We start from the raw sequence: 25,077 nt of genomic DNA on the forward strand, positions 1-25,077 counted from the left end.
AACCGCCAAAGAATGCCGTTGATCACCCGTCGGTCGTCAACCCGCGGCACACCACGCGGCTTGTTCGGCAGCAGAGGTCCAATGATCGACCATTCCCGATCGGTCAGTTCAAAACGCCGACGCGTCAACGAGGAGGTTCATGACGCGCTGACTGGCCATGCAGGAAAAAGCGAGGGGCGCAAATACGGAGACGGCTTCGTTGTTGAAACCCTCGCGCCTGCGGTCGCAAAACTCAATTGGGGCAGGCTGAACCTGGGTTGACCTCGTCCGAATCCGTGACGGCATGATTAGGCAGAATAATCGGCTTCGCCCCCGTTCGACATCCGACCTATCGCACGATCGCCGGATTCACGTATCTGGCTGGAGCGGGAGGATACCCAGCTGAGATTCGGAGCCGCCGAAACGCCCGGAATCCTTGACGTCGCAGACGCTGGAGACAGTTAAGTGATACACAGCTGGCGACAGTCGATCAAGGCGCTTGAGCCTAGCCGCGCCCCTTGTGCCCGCAAACCCTTTAGCACAGTAAGCCAAGCCGTCCTTGACCGCAGAAAACAGTTGTGCAGGAGGCTCAATCCGGCTTCGCGACGGCGCGTCGGTCGAAGCGGGCGACGATTAGAGTGCCTCCGCAGCGAAATGCATTGCGCGGCGCTGGGGATGTCACACCATTGAACTCGGTTGGGCCTCAAAAAATCGCGAGGCCGTCACCAGCGTCCGAGATCAATCAGCCCCCACGCAAGTCGGGGAATGAAAAAGCCCGCCCGAATTGGGGGCGGGCTTTTTTTGTCGTTCCGCGGCCAATCAGGGAGCGGAGATCATCACATCCGACGATTTGATCACCGCGTGGACGCTCTCACCAACTTTGAGAGCCAGTTCGTCAACGGCTTCGTTCGTGATCGAAGCCATCACGATCGTCCCACTGACGTCGATGCTGACATGCGCGGTCGTCGCCCCCGTCTTGATTTCGACGATTTTCCCGGGAAGCGCATTTCTGGCGGAGATTTTCATGGTGGCAATCCATTCTCATTCGGCGCCGCCGATCCAACGGCGACAACGCGGCGAGCTTACACCAAGCCGTTCAATGCGAAACATCCAATCGCATAACCCTGCATCCGCCAACATGCGGCCCCAGGACTCTCCCCTAAACCGGAGGGACAAGGGGTCTCAGGTCAACTCCCACCCATCGCTGGCGGCGCTTGGAACCGTCGACATCCGACCCCGCCCGCTTATCGCGCAAGGCCCTTCCGGGCGAGTTCGTCGAGATAGCCCGTCCAGATGAAATCGTGCTCAGCTCCGAGCCGGTGGAGATAGTCCCAAGTGTAAATTCCGCTGGCGTGTTTGTCGTCGAATTCGAGGATCACCGCGTAATTGCCGACCGGCTCCATCGCCAGGATCGCCACATTCCGTTTTCCGCCGACGGTCTTCCTTTCGTCAGGGGAATGACCCTGCACTTCAGCGCTAGGACTGGTTACGCGCAGGTATTCAGCGGTGAGAGCATAAGCTTCACCGGATTCGAAAGTGACGTTCAGGACCTTGCCCTGTTCGGCAAGCCTCAACTCGCTCGGCCAATGCGCGTCGTTCATCGCTTTTCTCCCAAGCGGCCCTTGCGCCGCAGAATTCACATCGTTTTTTCGTTTGCGCCAAGAGGCTCGCTGTCGCTCAGCCTTTGGCCGTCCGTTCGAACATGCGGTCGATCTTGGTCGCCATGATGAAGTCGTTCTCATGACTCCTGGACATCCTTAGGCGAGTGACCGCGCCCACGGTTGCTAACCTTGCATTATGGCGGTCGCACATGGACGTGGTACATCGGCAAGGAAGTGCCACGCTGGCGCGGCTACGCGCGGACGCGTAAGGCTTTGAGATAAAAAGTGTAAATAACTCAGTAAGTTAGCGCTAGAGGAGGAGCGCTGCCGTCTTTCCCCAAACAATCCAGATATACGCTATCGCCTTCGCGCGTACGCTTAAGCTGGACGCGTCTTAGCTCGTCGTCGCGCCGCCGCACGCTAAGGCGGCGGCCAACCGATCGACAAAGCGTGCGTTGCGTCGGAGACGCTTGTCGCGTTTCAGCCTTCCTCCGCGACCGAGCGCTGACGCCCATGGGCGCGCCTTCAGAACGCGCCTTCGGCGCCCTCCTCGAGCACTTTGCGCATGATCGCCCTCACCTGCAGGGCCTCCGCTTTCAGTTCGGGCGGCAGCGTCTTGCCGCCATGGATCAGCAGATCCATGTTCAGCGTATAGATCCACAATCTGCCGGAGCCGTCCTCAAGCAAGGCGATGCGGCAAGGGAGATAGGCTGCGAAAGCCTCTGAATAATCGATCATGTGCGCTGCGGTCAGCGGGTTGCAATAGAGGTAGATTTTCAGCCTGCGCCACGGCTTCCCCTGCATGGCGCCAACCTGATCGCCGAGCGGCAGCGCTCCCACATCCTTGAGGTTCATGCCGGCCGCAAGCGAGCGAATCGCCTGATCGACATCGTCGAAGCTCAAACCCTGCTTGACCTGCGCCTTCCAGACGGTCGCCTCGGCGGGATTGCCGGTCTGGATCAGGATTTTCGTCATGGCGGCGTAGGTTTCGCCGGCGCCGGGGTCGAGATCGGCCAGCACGGCCCGCGCCTTGATGAAGAGAGCGAGGCCGCCGGCGAGAGCCAGCAGCCCGACCAAAGCCAGCGCGTTCCGGATGAATGCCAAGATTTCCTCCCCGACGGCGTCTTGGCCTTGGTTGCGCTTTTGCCCGCCCTCGAGAGCAAATCTACATTCAAAAATCGCAATATTGCAATATTTAACCCCTCGGCTATGATCGGCGCGCTCTCCGCCATGGACGGCGCAAGAGCCAAGACCGGCGCCCGAAGAGGGAGCAAGCCGCAACAATCCAAAAAGCGCCCGTATCTGGGAGGAAATAACGTGAAAACCGCCATTCTCGGCCTGACTCTGGCTCTGTTACTCACCCCGGCTTTCGCCGGAAATTACCAGCCTGTCGACGTGACGAAACTGCCCGAAGCCAAGCAAAGCAAGCTCGGCCTTTATCTTTCGGCGCCCGAGGCGTTCAAGATGAAATCCGACGGCGGCGCCAAGGTGATGTTGATCGACATCCGCACCAAGGGCGAGTTCCAGTTCCTCGGCACGACGACCCTCACCGATCAGAACATCCCCTATATGGAGATCGACGACCCGACGAGTTGGGACAAGAAGAACAACCGCTACGCCATGTCGCCCAATTCGGATTTCGTCGGCGCCGTCTCGGCCCTCGCGACCAGGATGAACCTCGGCAAGAACGATCCGATCATCCTGATCTGCCGCTCCGGCGACCGCTCGTCGCGCGGCGCCAATCTGCTGCAGGAAGCGGGCTTCACCAGAGTCTATTCTGTGGTCGACGGTTTCGAGGGCGATATAGGCTCCAACGGCCGTCGCGACGTCAACGGCTGGAAGAACGCCGACCTGCCCTGGACCTACAAGATCACCGAAGGCCAGGCCTATATTCGCTGAGCCGCGCATCCTGCGCGAGGAGAGGCCGTGTCGTCTGGCGTGACCCGCAGGGCCGCGCTCGCCGTTGTCGCGAGCGCTTTGTTCGACGCCCCCGAGGCGCGGGCGGAAATCGCGCGCGCCTTCCCGGTAGCGACGCCCGAAGGCGCAGTGATACGCAACTTCGCCATCGCGCCCGCGCTTGCCCCGGACGACCTGCCGGGAGTGATCGCGGCGGGCGCGGCGAAGGACGCCCCCATTCTCTATGTCTTTTCCGATTACGCCTGTCCCTTCTGCCGACTGGCCTCCCAGGAGCTGGATTTGCTGCTCGGCCCGGAATCCGGTATGAGGCTCGGCCTCCTGCAACACCCGGTTCTGGGCGTCGGCTCGGCCAATGCCGCTTCGGTTGTGCTCGCCGCCAAAAATCTGTTCGGCGACGCGGCGGCGTTGCGTCTTCACAGCAGGCTGTTCGAGACGCCGGGGCGGGTGGGCGCCGACAAGGCGCTGGCGCTCGCCGAAACATTGGCGCTCGCCCCCGCCCGGCTCAAGGCTCAGGCCACGCGGCCCGAGACGCAGGCGGTCCTCGACGCCCAGGTTAACCGCGCCATCGCGCTGGGCCTGCGGCAGACGCCGGCTTTCGTGCTGGGCGGCTACGCCTTCATCGGATGGCCCGGCCCGGAGACGGTCGAGGGCTTCGTCCGGTCGCTCGGACGCTGCGGCGGCCTTGCGTGCCCGGACGCGACGAAATGAAGGCCCTCGCCCGCCTCTGCCTGATTGTCGCGGCGCTGCTGCTGCGCACCGGCCCGGCGCCAGCGGCGGAGCCTGTGGAGATCCGCGTCGGCGTCCTCGCCTATCTCGGCGCCGAGGAGGCGGAAACCGACTGGGCGGCGACATTGATGCAGTTGAACAAGGCGCTGCCCGCCTATCGCTTCATTCTCGTCCCAGGCGCCAAGGCCTTTCTCACCGCCGCGGTGGCGGACCACCGCCTCGATTTCATCATCACGAATCCCGGCCATTATCTCGAACTGAAGATCGATTATTCGGTAACGGCGCTGGCGACGGAACAGAGCCTGGACGGCTATTCCTCCTCGGAGGCGGTGGGCGCCGCCATTGTCGCGCTCGACCGGCGCGGTGATCTCCAGAAGCTGAGCGATCTGCGCGGACTGAAAATCGCCGCGGTCGCGCAGGACGCCTTCGGCTTTCGCGCCGCGACGCGCGAATTGCTCGAGCGCGGCGTCGAGCCTGACGGTTTCGTTCCGGTCTTTTCCGGTTTTCCGGCCGACGGCGTGTTCGACCTCCTGCGCGCCGGACACGCGGACGCCGGAATCGTGCGCACCTGCCTGCTGGAGAAATGGATCGCCGAGGGCAAGACGTCAGCGGCCGAATTCAGGGTTCTTGGACGCAGGACCGATCCGCCGACGCCCTGCGCTGCCTCGACCCGGCTCTATCCCGGCTGGGCCTTCGCCCGCTTGGCGCAGACCCCGGCGCGGCTCGGCGAGGAGGTGGCCCGCGCCCTTCTCGCCCTGCAGCCTGGAACGGGCGAAAAGATATGGAACGCGCCGGAAGATTACGGCCCGGTGGAGGACCTCTACCGCACGCTTCAGGTCGGCCCCTACGCGCCCTTCACCCGGCTTGGCCTTGCCGATCTGGCCTGGCGGCAGCGCTTCGCGCTGGCGCTGCTCGGCACGGCGGCCCTGTGGTGGATCGTCCATGTCGCCCGCGTTTCGCAATTGGTGCGCCGCCGCACCCGCGAACTGGAGGAAGCGCATGAAATCGCCCGCCTCAAGGATGCGAAGATGGAGCACGCCATGCGCTTGTCCCTGATGGGCGAAATGGCTTCCTCGCTCGCCCATGAGATCAACCAGCCGCTGGCGGCGATCCTGACCTATGCGCGCGGCTGCGAGCGACGTCTTGCGCGCGGCGAAGACAGCGCCGCCGTCCGCGAAGCCATCGGCCGCATCGCGGTACAGGCCGAACGCGCCGGCGACATCGTCCGGCGCATGCGCGAATTCGTGCAGAAAAATCCGGCGCGGCAGATCCCGCTCGAACCGGCTTCCATGTTCCGCGACGCGCTGGCGCTGTTCGAGCCTTCGGCCGCCGCGCGCGATCTGACGGTGGAGACCGATCTGCCCGACGAACTGCCGCCGGTGCGAGCCGACCGCCTGCAATTGGAGGAGGTGACGCTCAATCTCTTGCAGAACGCATTGGAGGCGGTGGATGGCCAGGCGGAAAAAAAAGTGCGCCTCGCGGTGGCGCGGGAAGGCGCGACCATTGTCGCCTCGGTCAGCGATAATGGCCCTGGCCTTACCGGAGCGGCGCGCGCAAAACTGTTCGAGGCCTTTTTCACCACCAAGCCCGGCGGACTGGGACTAGGCCTGTCCCTGAGCCGCTCGATCGTCGAAGCCCACGGCGGCCGGCTGAGCGCGGACGAGGACGCGCCTGACGGCGCGACCTTCCGTTTCTATCTGCCCATTATCGCAGAGACCGCCCATGTCTGAAGCCCAAGGCATGGTCTATATCGTCGACGACGACCCCTCCTTGCGCGACGCCATCGGCTTTCTTGTCGGCTCGGTCGGCTATGCGTCCTGCGCCTGCGAATCAGCCGCCGAATTGCTGCGGAGGATCGATGAAAGCCAACCCGCCTGTCTGGTGCTCGACGTGCGCCTGCAGGGCTTGAGCGGACTGGAGTTGCAGCGCGAATTGACGGACCGGGATTCGCCGGCGCGCATCATCTTTGTTTCCGGCCATGGCGACATTCCCAAGGCGGTGCGCGCCATCCGCCACGGCGCCGTGGATTTTCTGGAAAAGCCCTTCGACGATCAGATGCTGCTCGACCGCATCGGCGAGGCGCTCGCCGCCAGCGCCGAAGAATTGCGGCGGCGCGCCAGCCGCGCCAGCCTCGAACGGCGGCTCGGCGGTCTGACCGAACGCGAGCGCGATGTGCTGCGCCTGGTGATTGGCGGAAAGACCAGCAAGTCTATTGCCGCAGCTCTGGATATTTCAGCCAAGACGGTGGAAAATCACCGTCACAATATCATGACCAAGGCCGGCGTGGCCTCGGTGGCGCAACTGATCGCCTGGGCGACGGAAGCTGAAGAATCGGCGGCTGGGTGAAAACCCCCAGTCATCCCCGGCGTCGTCCCGGATAGGCATGCGGCTGCGTCGCCGCCAAGATTTGCTTAAAGAAGAACAGCGTTCACGCCGGCAAACCGGCAGGCGCGGATCGAAGCCGGCGCATCGCGAGGAAACATTCCCCGGACGCCATTTTTCGTCCGCGTCGTTAAAAACAGCGACGCGTTCAAGGGAGGAATGATGGCCTTGGCCAAGCGGCGCCTGAGCGCCTTCGCTTTTCCGTGCGACCGCAGACCGGCGCCGGCTTCGACCGTTCTCTTTGCGGCCCTGGGCTCACGGGGGACGCCGTGTCGGTCATGAAATTTCTGAAGCTCGGCGCCGCCGTCGCGGCCATCGGGCTCGTTGTCGCCGTCGGCGGCGCCTATGTGGCGCCGATCTGGTTCGCGCCGCGGCAGAACGTTCATGCGAACGCGGCCGATCCCGCCCTGATCGAACAGGGACGGTCCGTCGCGGAAGCCTCGGATTGCGTGGCGTGTCATACCGCCAAAGGGGGCAAGCCTTTCGCCGGCGGCCTCGCCATGCAGACGCCGATCGGCGTGATCTATTCGACCAATATCACGCCGGACAAGGACACGGGGATCGGCGGATATGATTTCGCGGATTTCGAACGCGCGGTCCGTCATGGCGTTCGCAAGGACGGTTCGCCGCTCTATCCGGCGATGCCTTATATTTCCTATTCCGTGCTGACCGATGGCGACGTCCAGGCGCTTTACTCCTTTTTCGCTTCGGCGGTTCAGCCGGTATCGCAGCCGAATCAGCCCTCGACGATTCCGTGGCCACAAAACATGCGGTGGCCGCTGGCGTGGTGGCAAATGCTGTTTGGCGGCCACAGCCGCTTCGCGCCGCCGGAAGGCGCGACGCCGGAGGTTGTTCGCGGCGCCTATCTCGTCGAGGGCGCGGGGCATTGCGGCGCCTGTCATACGCCGCGCGGCGCAGCCTTCCAGGAGGTGGCTCTCAAGGATGGGCCTGACGGCGCGTTCCTGTCCGGTTCGGCGCTTGAAGGGTGGTACGCCAAGAGCCTGCGCCACGAGGATGTCGGGTTGGGGAACTGGTCGCAGCAGGAAATCGCCGATTTTCTCAAGACCGGCCGCAACGCGCGAACGGCGGCGTTCGGCAGCATGGCCGATGTCGTGCAGCATAGCGCGCAGCATTTCAGCGAAACCGACGCATCGGCCATCGCCGCTTTTCTCGTCAGCCGCGCGCCCCGCCCCGGCCATGCCGCCGCCGCGCCCAAGGCGGAGGATACGACCACCGCGAAATTATATGACAGCGCGGACCGCAGTCCCGGAGCGCTCGGCTATGTCGCGCAATGCGCGCCCTGCCATCGCCTGAACGGCCAGGGAACCCCACGGCTCTTCCCCGCTTTAGCAGGCAATTCGGCGGTGACGACCCAGGACCCCAGCTCGCTGATCCAGATCACGCTCGCCGGCGGCGCCATGGCGAAAACGCCGGCGGACAAGACGCATCCGTCCATGCCTGAGCTGTCCAGGCTGGACGACATCGCCGTGGCCGACATTCTCACCTTCGTCCGCAACAGCTGGGGCAATACGGCGACGCCGGTTTCCGCGGCCGACGTCGCCGCCATGCGCGGCGTGATCGCGGGGAAACCGCTCGACTATATTCCCGAGCGGCCCTCGCCGACGCTGGCGGCGAGCGTCAAGGCCGGCCAGGAGTTGGCGCTCGATCGCGCCAAGGGCAATTGCCTTGCGTGCCATACGCTGAAGGGCGGCGACGCGCCGAGCAATGTCGGCCGCGAATTGGTCGACATGAAACGGCGTTTCCCCATTCGCGGCGATCTGGTCGAGATTCTGACCGATGAATCGATGCGCAATCCGATTGCGCCAATGCCGTCGCTGGGCCGCAATCACGTCCTGAGCCGGACCGAGATCGAGCAGATCATCGACTTCCTCTACACGCTGTGATCGACATGGATTATCGTCATTCAAACATCAAACTTCGCCTCAAGGGCGCTAAAAGGGCGGACCGCGATGCTCCGCCGCGCGCACGGTTTGCGCTTGTTCGCAATATCGCTTGCGTCCTGATGTTGGCGGCGGCGCCGGCCAAAGCCGCCGACAAGATCGACCCGGAAACAGATCGCAAAGCGCTTCAAGCCTATTTCTTCGCCAAATTTCCGAAGACGCCGGTCGAGGACTTTGCCAACGGCCCCTATGCGGTCAACGCCGAAATGCGCAAGCAATGGAAGGAAATCATGGAATTTCCTCCTTATGAGATTGCGCTCGACGAAGGCCGCGCCGAGTGGGAGAAACCCTTCGCCAACGGCAAGCATTATGCCGATTGTTTCGACAACAAGGGTGTCGGAATCCGGCAGACCTATCCCCGCTTCATCGCCGGAACCGGCCAGGTCGAAACGCTGGAAGGCGCGATCAACCGCTGCCGGGTCGAGAATGGCGAAAAGCCGCTTGACCCGATGACGGGAACCATGGCGGCGCTGTCGGCGGTCATGTCGGAATCCTCCCGCGGCAAGCCCTTCGCGATCGTCATTCCGGACGATCCGCGCGCTCTCGCAGCTTACGAGAGCGGCAAGGAATTTTTCTATTCCCGCAAGGGGCAGCTCGGCGTCTCCTGCGCCTCCTGCCATATGTCGCCAGCGGGCCAGCGGCTGCGCGGCGACATTCTCGCGCCGGCGCTGGGCATTCTGGCGGCCATGCCGATCTATCGCTCCGACTGGGGCAGCATGGGCACATCGATCCGCCGCATCTCGACTTGCTCGTCGCAGACGCGCGCCCTGCCGTTGAAGGCGGACGACGAGGATTATCGCAATCTCGAATATTTCCTCTCCTATATGAGCAACGGCGTCCCGATCGCCGGTCCTGGAGCGCGCCCATGATGCGTTCATTTTTTCTGGCGGCGGGCTTCGCCCTGCTGACCCTGCCCGCCTTCGCGGCGACGCAAGCCGAGGCCGAAGCGGCGGTCGCCGCCGCCGCAGCAGCCGAAGCGGAGGCGATCGCGGCCAAGGCGGCCTGGACGACGACGGAATCGGCGCTGGCCGACGCGAAAAAAGCCATTGCGGCAGGCAAATGGGACCAGGCGAAAGCCGCCGCCGATGAGGCGCTCGCCATGGCGCGCCTTTCGATCGAACAGGCCAATGAGCAGAAGACAGTATGGCGGAACGCCGTGTTCCGCTGAAACAACCCCAGGGGGCCAGCGCCCCAACCGATGCAGATTTTGACAATAGCCGGGAGAAAATCATGATCTTTGAACACCAAGCCAGCCGCAGGCGCTTTCTCCGCCAGACGGGCCTGTTGGGTCTCGCCGTCTCCGCCGTGACCTTCCTGCCGCGCATGGCCTATGCGGCCTGGAACAAGCCCGCCTTCGAATCCAAGACCATGGCTGACGTTTTCAAGACGCTGGGGGTCGAATCGCCGACCGTCAGCGCCGATGTCCAGGTCATCGCCTCGGACATCGCGGAGAATGGCGCCGTGGTGCCGGTCGAGGCGATCAGCAAGATCCCCAACACCACCCAGATTTCGTTTCTGGTCGAAAAGAACCCGACCATGCTTACCGCGCAATTCGATCTCGGCCCGGATACGATTCCCGAGATCAGCACGCGCCTGAAAATGGCCCAGACCTCCAATGTCGTGGCGCTGGTGAAGGCCGACGGCAAATTCTACACGGCGTCCAAAGAAATCAAGGTGACGCTCGGCGGCTGCGGCGGCTGAGGCTGCAAAGACGCCCGACAACGAAAATGCGAATGAGAGGAGAAACCTGATGGGCAATCCGATGAAGATCCGCGCCGCCAGCAAGGACGGCGTCACTGAAGTGAAAGTGCTGATGAACCATGTGATGGAGACCGGCCTGCGCAAGGATGCGTCCGGCGTGCTCATTCCGGCCCTGTTCATCACAGAGGTCACCGCCAAGCTCAACGACAAGGTGGTGCTGCAGGCGCAGTGGGGACAGGCCGTGGCGAAAAATCCCTACCTCGGTTTCAAGGTCAAGGGCGGCCAGCCGGGCGACAAGGTTTCCGTCTCTTGGACGGACAGCTCGGGCGACACCCGCTCCGACGAAACGACCGTAAGCTGAGACTGGATCGGGCGGCGCGGGGATCGCCCGTCAACCCTCAAATCGGAAAGCCTCATGAACCGCCGCGAATTCCTGCATCTTCTCTCGACCGCCAGCGTGGCGGGCATGGCGTTGCCGCTCGATCCGGCGCGGGCCGACGACGCCGCCGAAGCGCTTTACGACGCGCCGGCCTTCGGCAATGTGCCGCTCCTGCACATCACCGACTGCCACGCCCAGCTGAGGCCGATCTATTTCCGCGAGCCCAATGTCAATATCGGCGTCGGCTCGATGGCGAACCGGCCGCCGCATCTCGTCGGCGAGGCCTTCCTCAAACAGTTCGGCATAAAGCCGGGCGCGCGCCTCGCTCACGCCTGCACTTTTCTGGACTTCGAGCGCTACGCGGCCCTTTACGGGCGCGTCGGCGGCTTCGCCCATATGGCGACGCTGGTGAAGCGGCTGCGCGCGACGCGTCCGGGCGCCCTGCTGCTCGACGGCGGCGACACCTGGCAGGGCTCCGGCGCGGCGATGTGGACCAAGGGCCAGGACATGGTCGACGCGGCGAAGTTGCTCGGCGTCGACGCCATGACCCTGCATTGGGAATGCACCTATGGCCAGGACCGCGTGAAGGAGATCGCGGAAAAGGATTTCGCCGGCCATATCGACATCGTCGCGCAGAACGTCAAGACGACCGATTTCGGCGATCCGGTCTTCAAGCCTTACGTCATCCGCGCGGTCAACGGCGTCAAGGTAGCGGTGATCGGCCAGGCCTTTCCCTATACGCCCATCGCCAATCCCCGTTACATGGTCGCCGACTGGACCTTCGGCATCCAGGAAGACAATATGCAGAAGACCGTCGACGCCGCCCGCGCGGAAGGCGCGAAGGTTGTTGTCGTCCTCTCTCACAACGGCATGGATGTCGATCTGAAAATGGCCTCCCGCGTGCGCGGCGTCGACGCCATCCTGGGCGGACACACGCATGACGGAATGCCGGCTCCGAGCATTGTCGAGAACGGCGGCGGCAAGACGCTGGTCACCAACGCCGGATCGAATGGAAAATTCGTCGGCGTCCTCGATTTCGACGTCAGGGACGGACGGGTGTCCGATTTCCGCTATCGGCTGCTGCCTGTCTTTTCGAACCTTCTGGCGCCGGACTCGGACATGGATGCGCTGATCGCCAAATCCCGCGCGCCCTTCGCAAGCAAGCTCGACGAGAAGCTCGCCGTCAGCGAGGGACTTTTGTACCGGAGGGGCAATTTCAACGGCAGTTTCGATCAGTTGATCCTCGACGCCCTGATCGCCGAGAAGGACGCCGAAATCGCCTTTTCACCTGGATTCCGCTGGGGCACGACGATCTTGCCCGGCGAAGCGATCACCATGGAGAATGTCCTCGACCAGACGGCGATCACCTATCCTTTCGTGACGCTGACGCCGATGAAGGGGGCCATGATCAAGGAAATCCTCGAAGACGTCTGCGACAATCTCTTCAACGCCGATCCCTATTACCAGCAGGGCGGCGACATGGTGCGCGTCGGCGGCATGACCTATTCCTGCGACCCGACCGCGACTATCGGCAACCGGATCGGCGACATGATGTTGAACGGCAAGCCGGTGGAGGCTGAGAAGACATACAAGGTCGCGGGCTGGGCTCCCGTTTCGGAAGCCGCGCGCGACGCGGGCGGCGAGCCGATCTGGGAACTCGTTGCGCGTCATCTGCGCGCTCAGAAGACGATTCCCGCGCCGAAACTCAACCTGCCCCGATTGAAGAATGTCGACGGCAATCTCGGCCTCGCCGGCTGACTTGCCGTTTCAGCCATGGAGGCGAGCATGCGTAGGATCTGGGCGTTCGTATTGATATTGTTGTGCGTGACGCCCGTCTTCGCACAGGACAAGCCGGCGGTGGGCGGCGCGGCGCCGGCCGCAGCCCAGGCGGAGGCGGAACCGGACAAGGTCGTCTATCATATCGATGACGCGGCCGTTCAAGCGCTGAAGGCGCTTCGCAACATGCGAAACCAGATGGATGTGGCGCCGAAGACCAGGATCGTCGTCGTGGCCCATGGCGATGGCGTCGACTTCCTGTTCGACGGCGCGCGCGATCCAAAAAGCAATGTCGCCTATGGGCCGCTGATCTCCGATCTCAAGGCGCGGGGCGTGACCTTCGAAATTTGCCAAATCACCATGAAACGGCGCAACTTGACCAAGGATCAATTCGTCATGGAGGCGGATTTCACGCCCTCGGGCGTCGTCCGGCTCACCCAACTCCAGTTCCGGGACCATTTCGCCTATATCAAGCCGTGATGCTCGACCAATTCATCGATCTTGTCGGCGACAGGAACGCGCTCGCCATCGGCGGCGCGGCGATCGGCGTCGTTTTCGGCGCGCTGGCGCAAAGGTCGCGATTCTGCCTGCGCGCCGCGACGCTTGAGGTCGCGCATGGGCAATTGGGCGAGCGGCTGGCGATCTGGCTTTTCGTCTTCTCCTCCGCGCTGATCGCCACCCAGGCGCTGATCCTGCTCGGTCTCTTCGACACTGGAACCGTGCGCCAACTCAACAATCGCGGAAGCCTCTCCGGCGCGATCGTCGGCGGCTTGCTGTTCGGCTGCGGCATGGCGCTGACCCGCGCCTGCGGCAGCCGCATGCTCGTGCTCTCGGCCACCGGCAATCTGCGCGCGCTCCTGTCGGGACTGGTTTTCGCCGTGATCGCGCAAATGTCGCGCGACGGCGGACTGTCGCCGCTGCGCGCGGCGATCGACGACTTGTGGACGATCGACGCGTCATCGCGGGACATGATCGCGATGTTCCACATGGGCCATTCCGGCGCGCTCCTGTTCGGCGCGCTCTGGCTGGCGCTCGGCGTTTTCATCGCCGTGCGGCGCAGGCTGCGGCCCTCGACCTGGCTGGCCGCCGCTGGCGTGGGCGCCACGGTCGCCGCCGCCTGGGCCTTCAATTACGCCATGTCGATCAACTCATTCGAGCCGACCTCGGTCCATTCCTTGAGCTTCACCTCGCCCTCGGCTGATGTTCTCATGTACGCTCTTTCGCCGCCGGGAACGCCGCCGAGTTTCGACCTTGCCCTGATCCCCGGCGTCTTCGTCGGCTCGTTCCTCGCGGCGGCCTTCAGCGGCGATCTGAAGCTCGAAGGATTCCATGACGGCGAAAGCATGAGGCGTTATATTGCCGGTGGAAGCCTGATGGGTTTCGGCGGCATATTGGCGGGCGGCTGCGCGGTCGGCGCCGGCGTTTCCGGCGCCTCGGTCTTCGCAGTCACCGCCTGGATCGTGCTGTGGTCCATGTGGATCGGCGCGGTGCTCACCGATCGTCTGGTCGATCAGAAAAAGCTGTGGGGGCTCGGACATGTGGTCGCGTAATTTCCTGCTGCTCGCCCTGCTCGTCGGCTCCGGCCCCGCGCTTGCCGGCGAGGACGACGCCGTCGCTCTCGGCCGCAAGCTCATGGCGGAGAACGGCTGCAACGGCGCCTGCCATCAGGCCAAGGCGCCGGGCGGCGACCCGGCGAAGCTCTACACCCGCGCAGACGCCAAGGTGAAGTCGCTCGACGGCTTGAGACGCCAGGTCGAGCGCTGCGTCGCCATGGTGGGCGCGCAAATCATGCCCGACGAGATCGACCCGGTGGTCGCCGCGCTCAACCACGATTACTACAAGTTCAAATGAGAGCCGCGCGGCGCGCAAGGATCGACCTTCGCGGCCGATTTTGCGCCAGCGCAAAGAGGCTCACGATTGCGAACCTTTGTCGGCGTCACGACGATTTACCGGCGGCCGCTGCTGTGGAATTCTGCGCGGATCGGGAGGCTTGACATGAACAACGCGCCACAGACGGACGCCGAAGGCTATCTCTTCGAACCGGCGGACTGGACCGAAGGCTGGGCCATCGAAAAGGCCCGGGAGCTGGGCGTCGACCTGACGGAGGATCACTGGGTGACGCTGCGATTCATGCGCGCCTTCCAGGAGGAGCATCAGGTCGCGCCCGACGCCCGTTTCGTCATCCGCCATCTGAGCGAGACGCGCGGCGCCGGCCGCAACCGGCTGTTCGAACTCTTCCCCTATGGCTATGTCGGGCAGGCCTGCAAGCTGGCCGGCATGAAGCGCCCGCGCGCCTGGAGCACGGGCTGAACAGCGGATCAGGTCACCTCGAAACGGATCGCCTCCTCGCCATCCGAATCGGTCACATGCACCGCGCAGGCGATGCAGGGATCGAAGGAATGGATGGTGCGTTGGATTTCGAGCGGCTGTTTCGGATCGGCGAGCGTGTGGCGATCCATCAGCGCCGCCTCATAGGCGCCCGTCTGACCCGTCGCGTCGCGCGGGCCGGCGTTCCAGGTGCTGGGCACCACCGCCTGGTAATTGTCGATCTTGCCGCCCTTGATGACGACCCAATGCGCCAGCGCGCCGCGCGGCGCCTCCATCGCGCCGACGCCCTTCGCCTCGCGCGGCCAGGTCGCCGGATCCCACATCCTGTTGTTGTGCACAGAAAGATCGCCCGCGCGGATGTTCGTCATCAGGGAGTCGAGCCAGCCGTCCATCTGGTCGGCGATGATCTTCGTCTCCAGCGCGCGCGCCGCCGTGCGGCCCAGGGTCGAGAACATCGCGGTCAGCGGCAGGTCGAGTTTTTTCAGCGCCATGCCGGCCAGTTCACGGGTCTGTTCGTGCCCTTTCGCATAAAGCATCAGCACGCGCGCCAACGGCCCGACCTCGACGGCCTTGCCGCGCCAGCGCGGCGACTTCAGCCATGAATAGGATTTCTCGACGTCCAGCAATTCGAACGGCGGCTGCGGGCCGCTATAGGCCAGATTGGTCTCGCCGGCATAGGGATGGAGGCCCGCATTCTTGCCGGCGCTGTAATCGTACCAGCTATGAGCGGCAAATTCCTGCACCTGCTCAGGATCGTTGAGGTCGACTGGCTCGATGCGATTAAGGTCGCGGCCGAGGATCACGCCCGAGGGAATGAGCTTCTTGCCGCTATTGGCGAGGCCGTCGGCGGGGAAGTCGCCATAGGTCATGAAATTGCCGAGGCCCTCGCCGCGCGCGAACCAGTCCTTGTAGAAACTGGCGATGGCCAGCGTGTCGGGCAGATAGACCTGATCGACGAAATCGCGCATCGACTTGATGATGGCGCGGACCTGGTTGAGCGTGACGATATTCACCGCCGTCGAAGCGGCGCCGTCGCCGGCCTCGCCCGGCCCGGCGCTGATCGGCGACGGCGAGCCGCCGACGAGGAAATTCGGATGCGGATTCTTGCCGCCGAAGATCGTGTGGATCTGCACGACCTCGCGCTGCCAGTTGAGCGCTTCGAGATAATGCGCGACGCCGAGCAGATTGGCCTCGGGCGGCAGCTTGTAGCCGGGATTGCCCCAGAAGCCATTGGCGAAAATGCCGAGCTGTCCGCTGTCGACGAATTTCCGCAAGCGGCTCTGCGCCTCCGCGAAATAGCCAGGACTGGATTTCGGATAGGACGAAATGCTTTGCGCGAGTTCGGAGGTCGCCTTGGGATCGGCCTTCAGCGCCGAAACCACGTCGACCCAGTCGAGCGCATGCAGGTGATAGAAATGCATGACATGATCATGCACATATTGCGCGCCGATCATCAGGTTTCTGATCAGTTGGGCATTGACGGGAATGTCGTAGCCAAGCGCATTCTCGACCGCGCGCACCGAGGCGATGCCATGCACCAGAGTGCAGACGCCGCAGATGCGCTGCGCGAAAGCCCAGGCCTCGCGCGGATCACGGTCTTTCAGGATCAGCTCGATTCCGCGCACCATGGTGCCGGAGGAATAGGCCTGTCTGATGATGTTGCCATCGCCCAGTTCGGCCTCGATCCGCAGGTGGCCCTCAATTCGCGTGATGGGGTCCACGACGACGCGTTTGCTCATCGCATTTTCCTCGATCTCATCATCCGGTCAAAATTCAGTCTTCGAGATGATCCGCCACCAGCTCCAGCAGGCTTTCGACCTTCTGGTCCCATTTGGCGTGCTTGGCCCCAAGCGCCAGCGTGATGCGACATTGGCCGCAGGCCGTGACGAAATGCTGCGCATTGGCGTCCTCGACCTGTTTCTTCTTGATCTCGAACGCCTTGAAGCGCAGCGGATCGGCGCGGACATTCGACACCACGCCGCCGCCGCCGCCGCAACACCAGCCGAGCGCGCCATGATCCTCGAATTCCTTCAATTCCAGCCCGAGCGCCTTCAGCACAGCGCGCGGGGCCTCGGTGACGCCGCCGCGCCGCCCGAGTTGGCAGGGATCGTGGAAGGAGGTCGTCTCGCCGATCTTCTGCAGCCTGATCTTGCCGGTCTCGACCAGCTCGCCGAGAAATTCGGTCATGTGGATGATGCGCAGCGGGATTTCGCGGCCATACCAGCGCGCCGCCTCCCAGCGCGCGGCGCCATAGGCGTGGCCGCATTCGGGCAGGATGAGGGTATGCGCGCCGATCGCAATGGCATTGTCGATCATCTTGCGCGTCATCTTTTCCTGGAGATCGAGATCGCCGTTGAGATAGCCGATGTTCGACGCCTCGAATCCCTCGCTGCTATAGGTCCAGCTCGCGCCGATCTTGTTGAGAATTTTGGCGATGTCTGTCAGCGCCTTGGTGTGTTCGGTCAGCTCCGCCGGCGCCGTGGTGACGACATAATCCGCTTTGGGAAGATCGACATTGACCGGCACGCCGTTCTCTTCGCCGGCCTCGCGGATGATGTCGGCGAAATCGTCGGACGGCGTCGCCGGGCTTCCCCACGCTTTGGCCGTGCGATCCATCAACTCCAGGCGATCTGGAACGAGGCCCGCCTTGTACATCCCGTGCCGCGCCTCCTTGATCAGTTCCGCGATGTCGATGCCCATCGGACAGGCGAGCGTGCAGCGGCCGCAGAGGCTGCAGGCGTCGTAGATCAGCGATTCCCATTCCTGCAGCATGTCGAGCGAGACGTTCGACTTGATCCCGAACAGCCGGTAAAGCGGCGCAAAGGGCCCGACGTGGCGGTGATAGGCCTGTTCGAACGGTTTCAGCTTGTTGATCGGCGTATATTTCGGATCGCCGGTCGTCACATAGAACTGGCACGCATTGGCGCACATGCCGCAGCGCAGGCAGGATTCCATATGGATCGCGGCGGTGCGCGCGAAATCGCGCACGAACGCCTGCATCGCAGCGTCGCGCCGCTGGGAATCGCTCCGATCGCCCTGCGCGTCATAGGCGACGCCGGAGGCTGTCGTCTTGGCGGTCATATCTGCGCTCCTCTGTGCCGGAAGCGAACGCCCGTCGCGCCGCGCGACAGGACGAACAGGAAGGCGTGCATCAGCTTGCCGAACGGGAACCAGACCAGGAAAGCGCAGACGCTCAGAATATGCAGCGCCAGCAGCGTCTCGTAGCGGGCGCCGAAATGGGTCACCGCCGCAAGCCCGGTGACGACGGGCAGGAAGGTCATCAGCCAGCTGACGTAATCATTGGTCCGGGAGATCAGCTTGAGGACAGGATTGGTCAGGCGATAGGCCAGCGCCGCCAGCAGCGAGGCGGCGGTCAGGGCGCCGACCGCGACGACCACCCCGCTCGGCAAGTTCGGCCAACCGACGCCGAACAGGCTCTTGATGAACAGGATATGCGGCCCGAAGGCGAAGACGCAGATCGCGAGGCCGATGTGGAAGACATAGCCATTGACGGTCGTGAACGGCCCCGCCCTGAGGAAGGTCCTGTGCGGGATCATCTTGCCGAAGATCGCCTGGAGCGCCGCCAGCCAGTTCGGCGGCGCGCCCTCGCGCGGCGGCGAAAAATCGCGCCAGGGCGGCAACGCCAGCACGCCGACCAGCCGCCACAGAAGCCCCGCGACGAAAATCGCCAGCGAGACGGTCAGGGCCGGTCCCCTTGCGAATGCGAGCAGCTCCATGGCTCACTCCTTCTCTTTTTCACGCGCGGCGAGATAGGCCTGCTGATGGTTGCGCGCCGAAAGCGCGGCTCCGACGCCCAACGCCGCGCCCGCGACGGCCGCGCCGGCCAGAATCGGCCCCATGGCGCCGAGCGGCGTCGGCAAGGGCCGGTAGAAGCCGCCCTGATCCCAGAAATTCGGCTCGGAACAGCCGAGGCAGCCATGGCCCGACTGGATCGGGAAGGAGACGCCGCCATTCCACTTCAGCGTGGCGCAGGCGTTATAAGTCACCGGTCCCTTGCAGCCGACCTTGTAGAGGCAATAGCCCTGGCGCGCGCCCGCATCGTCGAAACCTTCCGCGAACAGGCCACGATCGTAGAACGGGCGCCGATAGCAGCGGTCGTGGATGGTCTCGCCGAAGAAGGCTTTGGGGCGGCCAAGATGATCGAGTTCCGGCAATTTTCCGAAGGAGAGCACGTAGGAGATCACGCCGGTCATCGCCTCCGGGATCGGCGGACAGCCGGAAATATTGATGAGCGGCTTCCCGCTTGTGAGCGCTGAAATCGGAACGGCGCCGGTCGGATTGGGCTTCGCCGCCGGAATGCCCCCGAAACTGGCGCAAGTGCCGACCGCGATCACAGCATAGGCGTCCTTCAATGTGTCTTCCAGCATCTGCCTGTTGCTGACGCCCGCGATCATCGAATAGCCGGGATTGTCCAGCGGCACGGAGCCGTCGACGACGACGATATATTTGCCCTTGTTCGCGGCCATGGCCTGCAGCCGCGCCTCTTCCGCCGCCTCGCCCGACACCGCCATCAGCGTATGGTGATAGTCGAGCGAGATGAAATCGAAGATCAGGTTTTCCAGCGTCGGCGCGTGCGAACGCGTGATCGATTCGGTGCAGCCGGTGCATTCCTGGAACGACAGCCAGATCACCGACTGCCTGCGCGCCGCCGCCAGCCCCTCGGCCAGGGCCTCGGCCGCCGAAGGCGGCAAGGCCATGAGCGAGGCCGCATAGGTTGCAAATTTCAGGAAGGCGCGCCGCGACACGCCGCGTCGCTCCAATTCGGAGGCGAGATTATCGTCAGGTTTCATGCGACGTCTCCACGATCGCGCATTTCCGTTCGAGCGCATCCGCCAGGCGCCGCGCCGCGCCATCCGCGTCGCGCCGGTCGGCGAATAATATTTTCGGGCAGGCCGTGATTTCGATCAGGTCCGCGACGATGGTCGCGTCTCCGAAATGGCGCACCCGCCAGACGCCGGAATAGCGCGTTTCCCAGATTTCCGAACGGCCCAGCACGTCAAGCGTCGCGCCGGCCTCGCCGCGCCCCAGCGCCTCGTCCAAAGCCTCGCGGTCGCGCCCCGATATCGGCAGGCCGCCGAGATCGATGGCCGCCGCCTCGCCCGTCTGAGCGAAATGGATCAGATGGGCGAGGACTTCTCGAAGCAGCGCGTCGACAAAGCCGCCGGCCGGCTCTCGATCCAGATTTACCGGCGCGCAAGACGAACTCACGGCCCCCACCTCTCGACCAGTTCGCGCGCCGCGCGGCGCATGGCGGGAAGCGCCGAGGCGACGGCCGGCGTCGGCTCGAGCCCCCATTCGACCGTTTCGGGCTGGACGCCGATCAAGGCCCTGCGCTCCGGCTTGCGGCCAAGCAGTTCCGCCGCCGCCAAAAGATCGGACAAGGCGACCTCATGCGCGGTGCGCTTCACGCCTGAGAGTTGGGCGTCCATGTCGGCGCCCGCGAAAGTGCGAACCTCGCCCGGCTCCGCCCCGAACAGAGCAGCGTCGAACACGATCAGCGCGCCGCAGGCTTCGACTTCCGGCAAGAGCGAGAGCCCCAAGGTTCCGCCGTCAAGAACGCGCACGCCCTCCCCGGCGGACAGCGCGAAGCCGTGCGCGGCGTGCACGCCCGCACCGTCGTCCCGCATCAGGAGATTGCCGATTCCGAGAACGAGCACTGGAGGCGTCATCGAAATTCGCCCTATAACATCGTGATATTATCATATATAAATTGTCCCCGCATCCGCCTTGACCTGGATTAAATCGCTCATGGCGAACGCGCCCGACGATCGCCAAAAAACGCGGGGCCGGTCCTCGGCGGCCCCGCGAATGCGAGCGCATTGCATTCGGATCAATATTTCGCGACGACGACCGGCGGCCTATCCCAGCGATAGGTGTAGCCCAATGTGACTTCGAGCTCCTCGAGCCAGATGCTGATATTCGAGTAAGGATTGTAGCCGAAGCCCGGAAGATATTCCTGACCGGACACATGAACGCGCGGCGAATAGAGCAGCGAGAAATCGACCGACGAATTCTGATTGACCGCATAGCCGAAGCCGGCGCCGATATGGCTCGTGACGACGCCCGGCGCCAGGATATTGAACATGACGTTCTGCGCCGTCACGGGCTGGGTGCTGTAGGAATAGCCCGTGCGCAGGGTCAGGCGATCGGAATAGTTCCATTCAAAACCGACGGCGATGATATCGACATCCCTCCAGCCGAAGCCAGGGCCGTTCGGAGCGCCCATCGTCCCCGGGTAGATCGGGGACATCGCATTGCCGATCGCCGGCGACAGCGAATAGAAAATATGCTTGTAATCGACCATCATGGCGAGGGTCGGCATGATCTTGTAGGAAACGCCGCCGCCGATCGTCGCGGGAATGTCGAAACTGCCGCCGCCCGCGAACAGGCCGCTATAATTCTGGAACTTCGTGCTCCAGATAGGCGTCGATCCTTGCACCGAAAGCGAGAGATCCGGCGCGACATGATAAAGCATGCCGGCGCGCAATCCGCCGCCCACGGAATAGGCGGGCGAGTGATCCGTCACATACATCGGATTCGAAGACAAGCCGAACGCGCTGAACGCCCCAAGACCATAGGCCGAGAAGATCTGGACGGACATCACCGGGGCGATGCCGAACGAGACATTGCCGAAACGCTGGGCGTAGCCGCCGTAAATCAGCGCCTGATTGAGATCGACGCCCGCGCGGCCGCCGCAGAAGACGCCCTGCGTCGGCAAGCCATACATGCCGCAGGCCGGATTGGCGATCCCGCCCGAAAAGGTCGTGTTCATGCCGCCATTGCCTACCATGGCGAAGCCGAAGGCCGAATCGGCGGTCAGCGGCTGCGAATAGCCGAGCGCCGGAATGACGAAGGCGTTGCGATAGCTGTCGACGCCGCCCGGCGCGGTCAGCATGGTCCCGGAGGCGTCATAGCCGCGCCAGGGCATGAAGATCGAGACGTCGCCGGTAAATTGTCGGCCGATGTCGACGAGGCCCGCAGGGTTTTCCGAGATCGAGATCGCGGTGGAGGGATTGGCCGAACCGGCGCCGGCGAGCGACTGCTCGCGTGCGCTTGCGCCTTCCACGAAATAGCCTTCGGTCGCCTGCGCTCCGGCGCCTCCGCCAAGCAGCGCGACGCCACAAAGGCCCGCGCCGAATATGTGCCGCCAAATCTGGGTTATTGCTCCTCCCCCTTCAAGAATTTTGCGCCGGGCGATTTTCGCCTTCGTTGCGCTTTATATTTTCACATCATGACATATGAATTCGTACAAAAATGTCGTGTTTTTGCAACAGGCCCTTATCAATCGCAGGCTGCGCGAGAAAAATCCGTCCAGGCGTCGCAGCGCTTGACCCGAAACGCGGTCTTTCCATATATTCGTTTTTCTAAATATATAAAAACCGCCTCGGGGAGCGGAACGCTTGATCCTGTCCTACACTGACGGCGCCGCGGCGATTTCCGGCGTCATCGTCGGCTTCGTGCTCGGCCTGATCGGCGGCGGCGGCTCCGTCTTCGCGACGCCGCTGCTCTATTATTTCGTCGGCGTTCCCAGCCCCCATGTCGCCATCGGCACAGGCGCCGCGGCGGTCACCGTCAACGCCCTCGCCAATCTCCTCGGCCATGCGCGGGCAGGCCGCGTCCGCTGGCCCTGCGCCTTCGTCTTCGCGGCGGCGGGAACCTGCGGCGCCCTGGTCGGCTCGTCGCTGGGGAAGCTCTTCAACGGCCAGAAGCTGCTTCTGTTATTCGGCGTGCTGATGCTGGCGGTCGCGACGCAAATGTTTTTCAAGCGTCCAATGCCAAGCGGCCATGATTTCCAACTGACGCGAGACAATGCCAGGCAAAGCCTGCCCGCCTTGATCGGCATCGGATCGATCGTCGGCGCTCTTGCCGGATTTTTCGGCATAGGCGGCGGCTTTCTCGTGGTTCCGGGCATTCTCGCCGCCACCAATATGCCGATGATCGCGGCGATCGGCACCTCTCTCGTCTCGGTCACCGCTTTCGGCCTCGCGACGGCGAGCAATTACGCCTTGTCCGGACTGGTCGATTGGCGAATCACAGCGATCGTGGTCGCTGGCGGAATCGTCGGCGGCGTGTTCGGCGGCGCGCTTGCGGGCCGGCTTGCCGTCCGTCGCCAGATCCTGACCAAGGTCTTCGCCGTCCTCGTCGCAACGGTCGGATTTTACGTGATCTATCGCGGCGTTCTGTATCTGACGGACGTCTGAAGTTTCCGCGATCGCCGCGTCGCGGGGCGCAAAGGATTCAACGGGATTATCGCCATGCTTTCGACAACTCCCTTCACGCCGCATCCCTTCGCCCGTTTCATCGCCATTCTCGGGCGCGGCAAGAATCTCTCGCGCTCGCTCGACGAAGCAGAGGCGGAAGAGGCCATGGCGATGATTCTGGCGGGCGACGTATTGCCGGAACAATTGGGCGCCTTCCTGATGCTGCTGCGGATGAAGGAGGAAGGCCCGACCGAACTCGCCGGCTTCGTCCGAGCTGTGCGCAAGTCTTTGCTCCCGCCGGAACAGGGGCTAGCCGAGGTGGATTGGTCGTCCTATGCCGGTAAGAAGCGGCAATTACCCTGGTATCTGCTCGCCGCGCTCTGCCTCGCCCAGTCCGGCCGCCGCGTATTCATGCACGGTTTCGACGGCCATACCGCCGGCCGGCTTTACACCGGCGAGGTCCTCGCCGCGCTCGGCCTGCCGACGGCCAGCGATTTCGTCGCCGCGCGGCGCCAGATCGCGCAGAACAATTTCGCCTATATGGACCTCGGCGCGATCAGCCCACCGCTCGCGCGCATGATGGGTTTCAAGCCCATTCTCGGCCTGCGCTCGCCCATTCATACGTTGGCGCGGATGATCAATCCAATGGCGGCGCCCTGCCTGTTGCAGGGAATTTTCCACCCCAATTACATGAGCACCCATCGCGACGCCGCGCTGCTGCTCGGCGAACCGAATATGGTCGTGTTTCGCGGCGAAGGCGGCGAGGTCGAGCGCCGTCCCGGAAAGCCCTGCGAAACGCAAGCCGTCATCGACGGCGTCGCGATCGAGGAACGCTGGCCGCCGCTGATGGAAGAGCCGCGACAACTGCCCGACGAGACCATGGATATTTCGCGTCTTCGCGCGGTATGGCGGGGCTCGTTGCGCGACGATTACGCCGAGGCGGCGATTGTCGGCACTTTGGCCATCGTTTTGCGCGTCATGCGCATCGCACCGGACCAGAACGGCGCACAGGCTCAGGCGGAGGATCTGTGGCGCGGCCGCGACCCGGGCCGCCTGCTCGCCGCCTGAACGAGAGACATCATGGATCGCCTGCCGATTTTCCTGAATGTCAACGGTCGCCGCGCCGCGGTCGTCGGCGGCGGCGCGCTCGCCGCGCGGCGCGTGGAGACGCTCGCGCGCGCCGGCGCCGAGGTCTGGCTGTTCGCGAAAGACTGGAGCGACGAAATCGAGGCTTTGCGCGGCCAATGCCGGCTGGGCGATCTCGACGACCACAACGCTTTGTTCGGCTTTGCGCTGGTCTATTTCGCCTTCGAGTCGGGTGAGGCGCCGGATGACGCCCTGATCGCCCGCGCCCGCGCCTCGGGAGCGCTGGTCAATGTCGCCGATCATCCCGGCCTGAGCGATTTCATCACGCCCTCCGTGCTCGACCGCAGCCCGCTGGTGGTGGCGATCTCGACCGGCGGCGACGCGCCCTTGCTCGGCCGCATGTTGAAGGCGCGGCTCGAAACGCTGGTTCCGGCCGCCTATGGCCGGCTCGCGGCGCTCGCCGGCGCAGGCCGCGCGGCTCTGGCCGAGAAACTGACCAGCCATCAGGCCCGCTTGCGCTTCTGGGAGCGCATCTATGACGGCCCCATCGCCGAACTGGTGCTGGCCGGCGACGAGACGGCGGCTCAGGCCGCGCTCGATCGCGAGATCGCGGAATGCCGGCCCGACGGCTCGGCCGCCTCCGACCATCCGGTCGGCGAGGTCTATCTGGTCGGCGCCGGGCCGGGCGACCCCGACCTACTCACCTTCCGCGCCTTCCGCCTGATGCATAAAGCCGATGTCGTGCTCTACGACCGGCTGGTGGACCCGGCCATCATGGATCGCGTGCGCCGCGACGCCGAGCGGATTTACGTCGGCAAGAAACGCGCGAACCACGCCTTGCCGCAGGACGAAATCGGCGACCTGATGGTCAAGCTGGCGCTGGAAGGCCGGCGCGTGCTGCGGCTCAAGGGCGGCGACCCGTTCATTTTCGGGCGCGGCGGCGAGGAGATCGAAAAACTCGCGGAGCAGCGCATTCCCTTCCAGGTCTGCCCCGGCGTGACCGCCGCGGCCGGCTGCGC

At 64.0% G+C, this 25,077-nt stretch carries 28 protein-coding genes; 17 read left to right on the forward strand and 11 right to left on the reverse strand.

Annotated elements, in window-relative coordinates:
* The 4 genes from ACE3S9_RS01865 to ACE3S9_RS01880 all read right to left on the reverse strand — a co-directional run.
* A partial coding sequence (locus tag ACE3S9_RS01865) for a transposase (protein ID WP_374544754.1) occupies positions 1-128 on the reverse strand: 128 nt, incomplete at its 3' end.
* A 670-nt stretch (positions 129-798) separates the two neighbouring features.
* Positions 799-1,005 carry a molybdopterin-binding protein gene (locus ACE3S9_RS01870; RefSeq protein WP_374544727.1) on the reverse strand — a complete coding sequence of 69 codons (207 nt, stop codon included), beginning with the start codon at positions 1,003-1,005 and terminating at the stop codon, positions 799-801.
* Between the two features lie 218 nt (positions 1,006-1,223).
* Positions 1,224-1,580, reverse strand: a complete 357-nt coding sequence (locus tag ACE3S9_RS01875; RefSeq protein ID WP_374544728.1) for a gamma-butyrobetaine hydroxylase-like domain-containing protein — start codon at positions 1,578-1,580, stop codon at positions 1,224-1,226.
* Between the two features lie 525 nt (positions 1,581-2,105).
* Entirely contained in the window at positions 2,106-2,684 is a 579-nt protein-coding gene (locus ACE3S9_RS01880; protein ID WP_374544729.1) for a DUF302 domain-containing protein, read from the reverse strand.
* 213 nt (positions 2,685-2,897) lie between these two features.
* Here ACE3S9_RS01880 and ACE3S9_RS01885 point away from each other — a divergent pair, with 213 nt between their 5' ends.
* The 14 genes from ACE3S9_RS01885 to ACE3S9_RS01950 all read left to right on the forward strand — a co-directional run bounded on the left by ACE3S9_RS01885 (position 2,898) and on the right by ACE3S9_RS01950 (position 14,732).
* The gene (locus ACE3S9_RS01885; protein WP_374544730.1) at positions 2,898-3,479 is read left to right on the forward strand and encodes a rhodanese-like domain-containing protein; all 582 of its coding nucleotides are present in this window, start codon (positions 2,898-2,900) and stop codon (positions 3,477-3,479) included.
* A gap of 27 nt (positions 3,480-3,506) precedes the next feature.
* Positions 3,507-4,205, forward strand: coding sequence for a DsbA family protein (locus ACE3S9_RS01890; protein WP_374544731.1), 699 nt, complete (start codon positions 3,507-3,509; stop codon positions 4,203-4,205).
* Positions 4,202-5,953 (forward strand): PhnD/SsuA/transferrin family substrate-binding protein, encoded by a 1,752-nt coding sequence (locus ACE3S9_RS01895; protein ID WP_374544732.1) that lies wholly within the window; start codon positions 4,202-4,204, stop codon positions 5,951-5,953. Before ACE3S9_RS01890 ends, ACE3S9_RS01895 begins: the two co-directional genes overlap by 4 nt.
* Entirely contained in the window at positions 5,946-6,569 is a 624-nt protein-coding gene (locus ACE3S9_RS01900) for a response regulator transcription factor (RefSeq protein ID WP_374544733.1), read from the forward strand. Before ACE3S9_RS01895 ends, ACE3S9_RS01900 begins: the two co-directional genes overlap by 8 nt.
* Positions 6,570-6,883: 314 nt before the next feature.
* Entirely contained in the window at positions 6,884-8,509 is a 1,626-nt protein-coding gene (locus ACE3S9_RS01905) for a c-type cytochrome (protein ID WP_374544734.1), read from the forward strand.
* Positions 8,510-8,628: 119 nt separating this feature from the next.
* A complete protein-coding gene (gene soxA / locus ACE3S9_RS01910) occupies positions 8,629-9,435 on the forward strand; it encodes a sulfur oxidation c-type cytochrome SoxA (RefSeq protein WP_374544735.1) in 807 nt (268 codons plus the stop codon).
* Positions 9,432-9,734 carry a hypothetical protein gene (locus tag ACE3S9_RS01915; protein WP_374544736.1) on the forward strand — a complete coding sequence of 101 codons (303 nt, stop codon included), beginning with the start codon at positions 9,432-9,434 and terminating at the stop codon, positions 9,732-9,734. Before soxA ends, ACE3S9_RS01915 begins: the two co-directional genes overlap by 4 nt.
* Before the next feature lie 62 nt (positions 9,735-9,796).
* A complete protein-coding gene (gene soxY, locus ACE3S9_RS01920) occupies positions 9,797-10,267 on the forward strand; it encodes a thiosulfate oxidation carrier protein SoxY (protein WP_374544737.1) in 471 nt (156 codons plus the stop codon).
* A gap of 49 nt (positions 10,268-10,316) precedes the next feature.
* A complete protein-coding gene (gene soxZ / locus ACE3S9_RS01925) occupies positions 10,317-10,628 on the forward strand; it encodes a thiosulfate oxidation carrier complex protein SoxZ (protein WP_374544738.1) in 312 nt (103 codons plus the stop codon).
* Positions 10,629-10,682: 54 nt separating this feature from the next.
* Positions 10,683-12,404 carry a thiosulfohydrolase SoxB gene (gene soxB / locus ACE3S9_RS01930; RefSeq protein ID WP_374544739.1) on the forward strand — a complete coding sequence of 574 codons (1,722 nt, stop codon included), beginning with the start codon at positions 10,683-10,685 and terminating at the stop codon, positions 12,402-12,404.
* A 27-nt stretch (positions 12,405-12,431) separates the two neighbouring features.
* On the forward strand, positions 12,432-12,902 hold the full coding sequence (locus tag ACE3S9_RS01935; protein ID WP_374544740.1) for a DsrE family protein: 471 nt from the start codon (positions 12,432-12,434) through the stop codon (positions 12,900-12,902).
* Positions 12,902-13,972, forward strand: a complete 1,071-nt coding sequence (locus tag ACE3S9_RS01940) for a YeeE/YedE family protein (protein WP_374544741.1) — start codon at positions 12,902-12,904, stop codon at positions 13,970-13,972. Before ACE3S9_RS01935 ends, ACE3S9_RS01940 begins: the two co-directional genes overlap by 1 nt.
* Positions 13,959-14,273, forward strand: a complete 315-nt coding sequence (locus ACE3S9_RS01945; protein WP_374544742.1) for a hypothetical protein — start codon at positions 13,959-13,961, stop codon at positions 14,271-14,273. The genes ACE3S9_RS01940 and ACE3S9_RS01945 overlap by 14 nt, the downstream gene beginning before the upstream one ends.
* A 144-nt stretch (positions 14,274-14,417) precedes the next feature.
* Positions 14,418-14,732, forward strand: a complete 315-nt coding sequence (locus ACE3S9_RS01950; RefSeq protein WP_374544743.1) for a TusE/DsrC/DsvC family sulfur relay protein — start codon at positions 14,418-14,420, stop codon at positions 14,730-14,732.
* 8 nt (positions 14,733-14,740) lie between these two features.
* On the opposite strand, the gene ACE3S9_RS01955 is transcribed toward ACE3S9_RS01950, so the two are convergent.
* The 7 genes from ACE3S9_RS01955 to ACE3S9_RS01985 form a co-directional block, all read right to left on the reverse strand.
* A complete protein-coding gene (locus tag ACE3S9_RS01955) occupies positions 14,741-16,489 on the reverse strand; it encodes a nickel-dependent hydrogenase large subunit (RefSeq protein ID WP_374544744.1) in 1,749 nt (582 codons plus the stop codon).
* Between the two features lie 34 nt (positions 16,490-16,523).
* Positions 16,524-17,831 (reverse strand): (Fe-S)-binding protein, encoded by a 1,308-nt coding sequence (locus tag ACE3S9_RS01960; protein ID WP_374544745.1) that lies wholly within the window; start codon positions 17,829-17,831, stop codon positions 16,524-16,526.
* Positions 17,828-18,487 carry a hypothetical protein gene (locus ACE3S9_RS01965; protein ID WP_374544746.1) on the reverse strand — a complete coding sequence of 220 codons (660 nt, stop codon included), beginning with the start codon at positions 18,485-18,487 and terminating at the stop codon, positions 17,828-17,830. The genes ACE3S9_RS01960 and ACE3S9_RS01965 overlap by 4 nt, the downstream gene beginning before the upstream one ends.
* 3 nt (positions 18,488-18,490) lie before the next feature.
* Positions 18,491-19,561, reverse strand: coding sequence for a hydrogenase small subunit (locus ACE3S9_RS01970; RefSeq protein ID WP_374544747.1), 1,071 nt, complete (start codon positions 19,559-19,561; stop codon positions 18,491-18,493).
* Positions 19,551-19,979 (reverse strand): hydrogenase expression/formation C-terminal domain-containing protein, encoded by a 429-nt coding sequence (locus ACE3S9_RS01975; protein WP_374544748.1) that lies wholly within the window; start codon positions 19,977-19,979, stop codon positions 19,551-19,553. Before ACE3S9_RS01975 ends, ACE3S9_RS01970 begins: the two co-directional genes overlap by 11 nt.
* On the reverse strand, positions 19,976-20,440 hold the full coding sequence (locus ACE3S9_RS01980) for a HyaD/HybD family hydrogenase maturation endopeptidase (protein ID WP_374544749.1): 465 nt from the start codon (positions 20,438-20,440) through the stop codon (positions 19,976-19,978). The genes ACE3S9_RS01975 and ACE3S9_RS01980 overlap by 4 nt, the downstream gene beginning before the upstream one ends.
* 161 nt (positions 20,441-20,601) lie before the next feature.
* Entirely contained in the window at positions 20,602-21,837 is a 1,236-nt protein-coding gene (locus tag ACE3S9_RS01985) for an OmpP1/FadL family transporter (protein ID WP_374544750.1), read from the reverse strand.
* Between the two features lie 334 nt (positions 21,838-22,171).
* Here ACE3S9_RS01985 and ACE3S9_RS01990 point away from each other — a divergent pair, with 334 nt between their 5' ends.
* The 3 genes from ACE3S9_RS01990 to cysG all read left to right on the forward strand — a co-directional run.
* Positions 22,172-22,972 carry a sulfite exporter TauE/SafE family protein gene (locus ACE3S9_RS01990; RefSeq protein WP_374544751.1) on the forward strand — a complete coding sequence of 267 codons (801 nt, stop codon included), beginning with the start codon at positions 22,172-22,174 and terminating at the stop codon, positions 22,970-22,972.
* Between the two features lie 54 nt (positions 22,973-23,026).
* Complete coding sequence (locus tag ACE3S9_RS01995) at positions 23,027-24,040, forward strand: glycosyl transferase family protein (protein WP_374544752.1); 1,014 nt, start codon at positions 23,027-23,029, stop codon at positions 24,038-24,040.
* A 12-nt stretch (positions 24,041-24,052) separates the two neighbouring features.
* Positions 24,053-25,077, forward strand: a 1,025-nt coding sequence (gene cysG, locus ACE3S9_RS02000) for a siroheme synthase CysG (protein ID WP_374544753.1), incomplete at its 3' end; no start/stop codon positions are given.

The sequence above is a fragment of the Rhodoblastus sp. genome, from assembly GCF_041915505.1.
In the GTDB taxonomy this organism is placed as follows: domain Bacteria; phylum Pseudomonadota; class Alphaproteobacteria; order Rhizobiales; family Beijerinckiaceae; genus Rhodoblastus.

What these genes read in the sequence shown, in the direction of transcription:
- ACE3S9_RS01870 (WP_374544727.1), bottom strand. Translation starts at nt 1,005, where the DNA reads ATGAAAATCTCCGCCAGAAATGCGCTTCCCGGGAAAATCGTCGAAATC.
- ACE3S9_RS01875 (WP_374544728.1), bottom strand. Translation starts at nt 1,580, where the DNA reads ATGAACGACGCGCATTGGCCGAGCGAGTTGAGGCTTGCCGAACAGGGC.
- ACE3S9_RS01895 (WP_374544732.1), top strand. Translation starts at nt 4,202, where the DNA reads ATGAAGGCCCTCGCCCGCCTCTGCCTGATTGTCGCGGCGCTGCTGCTG.
- ACE3S9_RS01900 (WP_374544733.1), top strand. Translation starts at nt 5,946, where the DNA reads ATGTCTGAAGCCCAAGGCATGGTCTATATCGTCGACGACGACCCCTCC.
- ACE3S9_RS01905 (WP_374544734.1), top strand. Translation starts at nt 6,884, where the DNA reads ATGAAATTTCTGAAGCTCGGCGCCGCCGTCGCGGCCATCGGGCTCGTT.
- soxA (WP_374544735.1), top strand. Translation starts at nt 8,629, where the DNA reads ATGTTGGCGGCGGCGCCGGCCAAAGCCGCCGACAAGATCGACCCGGAA.
- ACE3S9_RS01915 (WP_374544736.1), top strand. Translation starts at nt 9,432, where the DNA reads ATGATGCGTTCATTTTTTCTGGCGGCGGGCTTCGCCCTGCTGACCCTG.
- soxY (WP_374544737.1), top strand. Translation starts at nt 9,797, where the DNA reads ATGATCTTTGAACACCAAGCCAGCCGCAGGCGCTTTCTCCGCCAGACG.
- soxZ (WP_374544738.1), top strand. Translation starts at nt 10,317, where the DNA reads ATGGGCAATCCGATGAAGATCCGCGCCGCCAGCAAGGACGGCGTCACT.
- soxB (WP_374544739.1), top strand. Translation starts at nt 10,683, where the DNA reads ATGAACCGCCGCGAATTCCTGCATCTTCTCTCGACCGCCAGCGTGGCG.
- ACE3S9_RS01935 (WP_374544740.1), top strand. Translation starts at nt 12,432, where the DNA reads ATGCGTAGGATCTGGGCGTTCGTATTGATATTGTTGTGCGTGACGCCC.
- ACE3S9_RS01940 (WP_374544741.1), top strand. Translation starts at nt 12,902, where the DNA reads ATGCTCGACCAATTCATCGATCTTGTCGGCGACAGGAACGCGCTCGCC.
- ACE3S9_RS01945 (WP_374544742.1), top strand. Translation starts at nt 13,959, where the DNA reads ATGTGGTCGCGTAATTTCCTGCTGCTCGCCCTGCTCGTCGGCTCCGGC.
- ACE3S9_RS01950 (WP_374544743.1), top strand. Translation starts at nt 14,418, where the DNA reads ATGAACAACGCGCCACAGACGGACGCCGAAGGCTATCTCTTCGAACCG.
- ACE3S9_RS01955 (WP_374544744.1), bottom strand. Translation starts at nt 16,489, where the DNA reads ATGAGCAAACGCGTCGTCGTGGACCCCATCACGCGAATTGAGGGCCAC.
- ACE3S9_RS01960 (WP_374544745.1), bottom strand. Translation starts at nt 17,831, where the DNA reads ATGACCGCCAAGACGACAGCCTCCGGCGTCGCCTATGACGCGCAGGGC.
- ACE3S9_RS01965 (WP_374544746.1), bottom strand. Translation starts at nt 18,487, where the DNA reads ATGGAGCTGCTCGCATTCGCAAGGGGACCGGCCCTGACCGTCTCGCTG.
- ACE3S9_RS01970 (WP_374544747.1), bottom strand. Translation starts at nt 19,561, where the DNA reads ATGAAACCTGACGATAATCTCGCCTCCGAATTGGAGCGACGCGGCGTG.
- ACE3S9_RS01980 (WP_374544749.1), bottom strand. Translation starts at nt 20,440, where the DNA reads ATGACGCCTCCAGTGCTCGTTCTCGGAATCGGCAATCTCCTGATGCGG.
- ACE3S9_RS01995 (WP_374544752.1), top strand. Translation starts at nt 23,027, where the DNA reads ATGCTTTCGACAACTCCCTTCACGCCGCATCCCTTCGCCCGTTTCATC.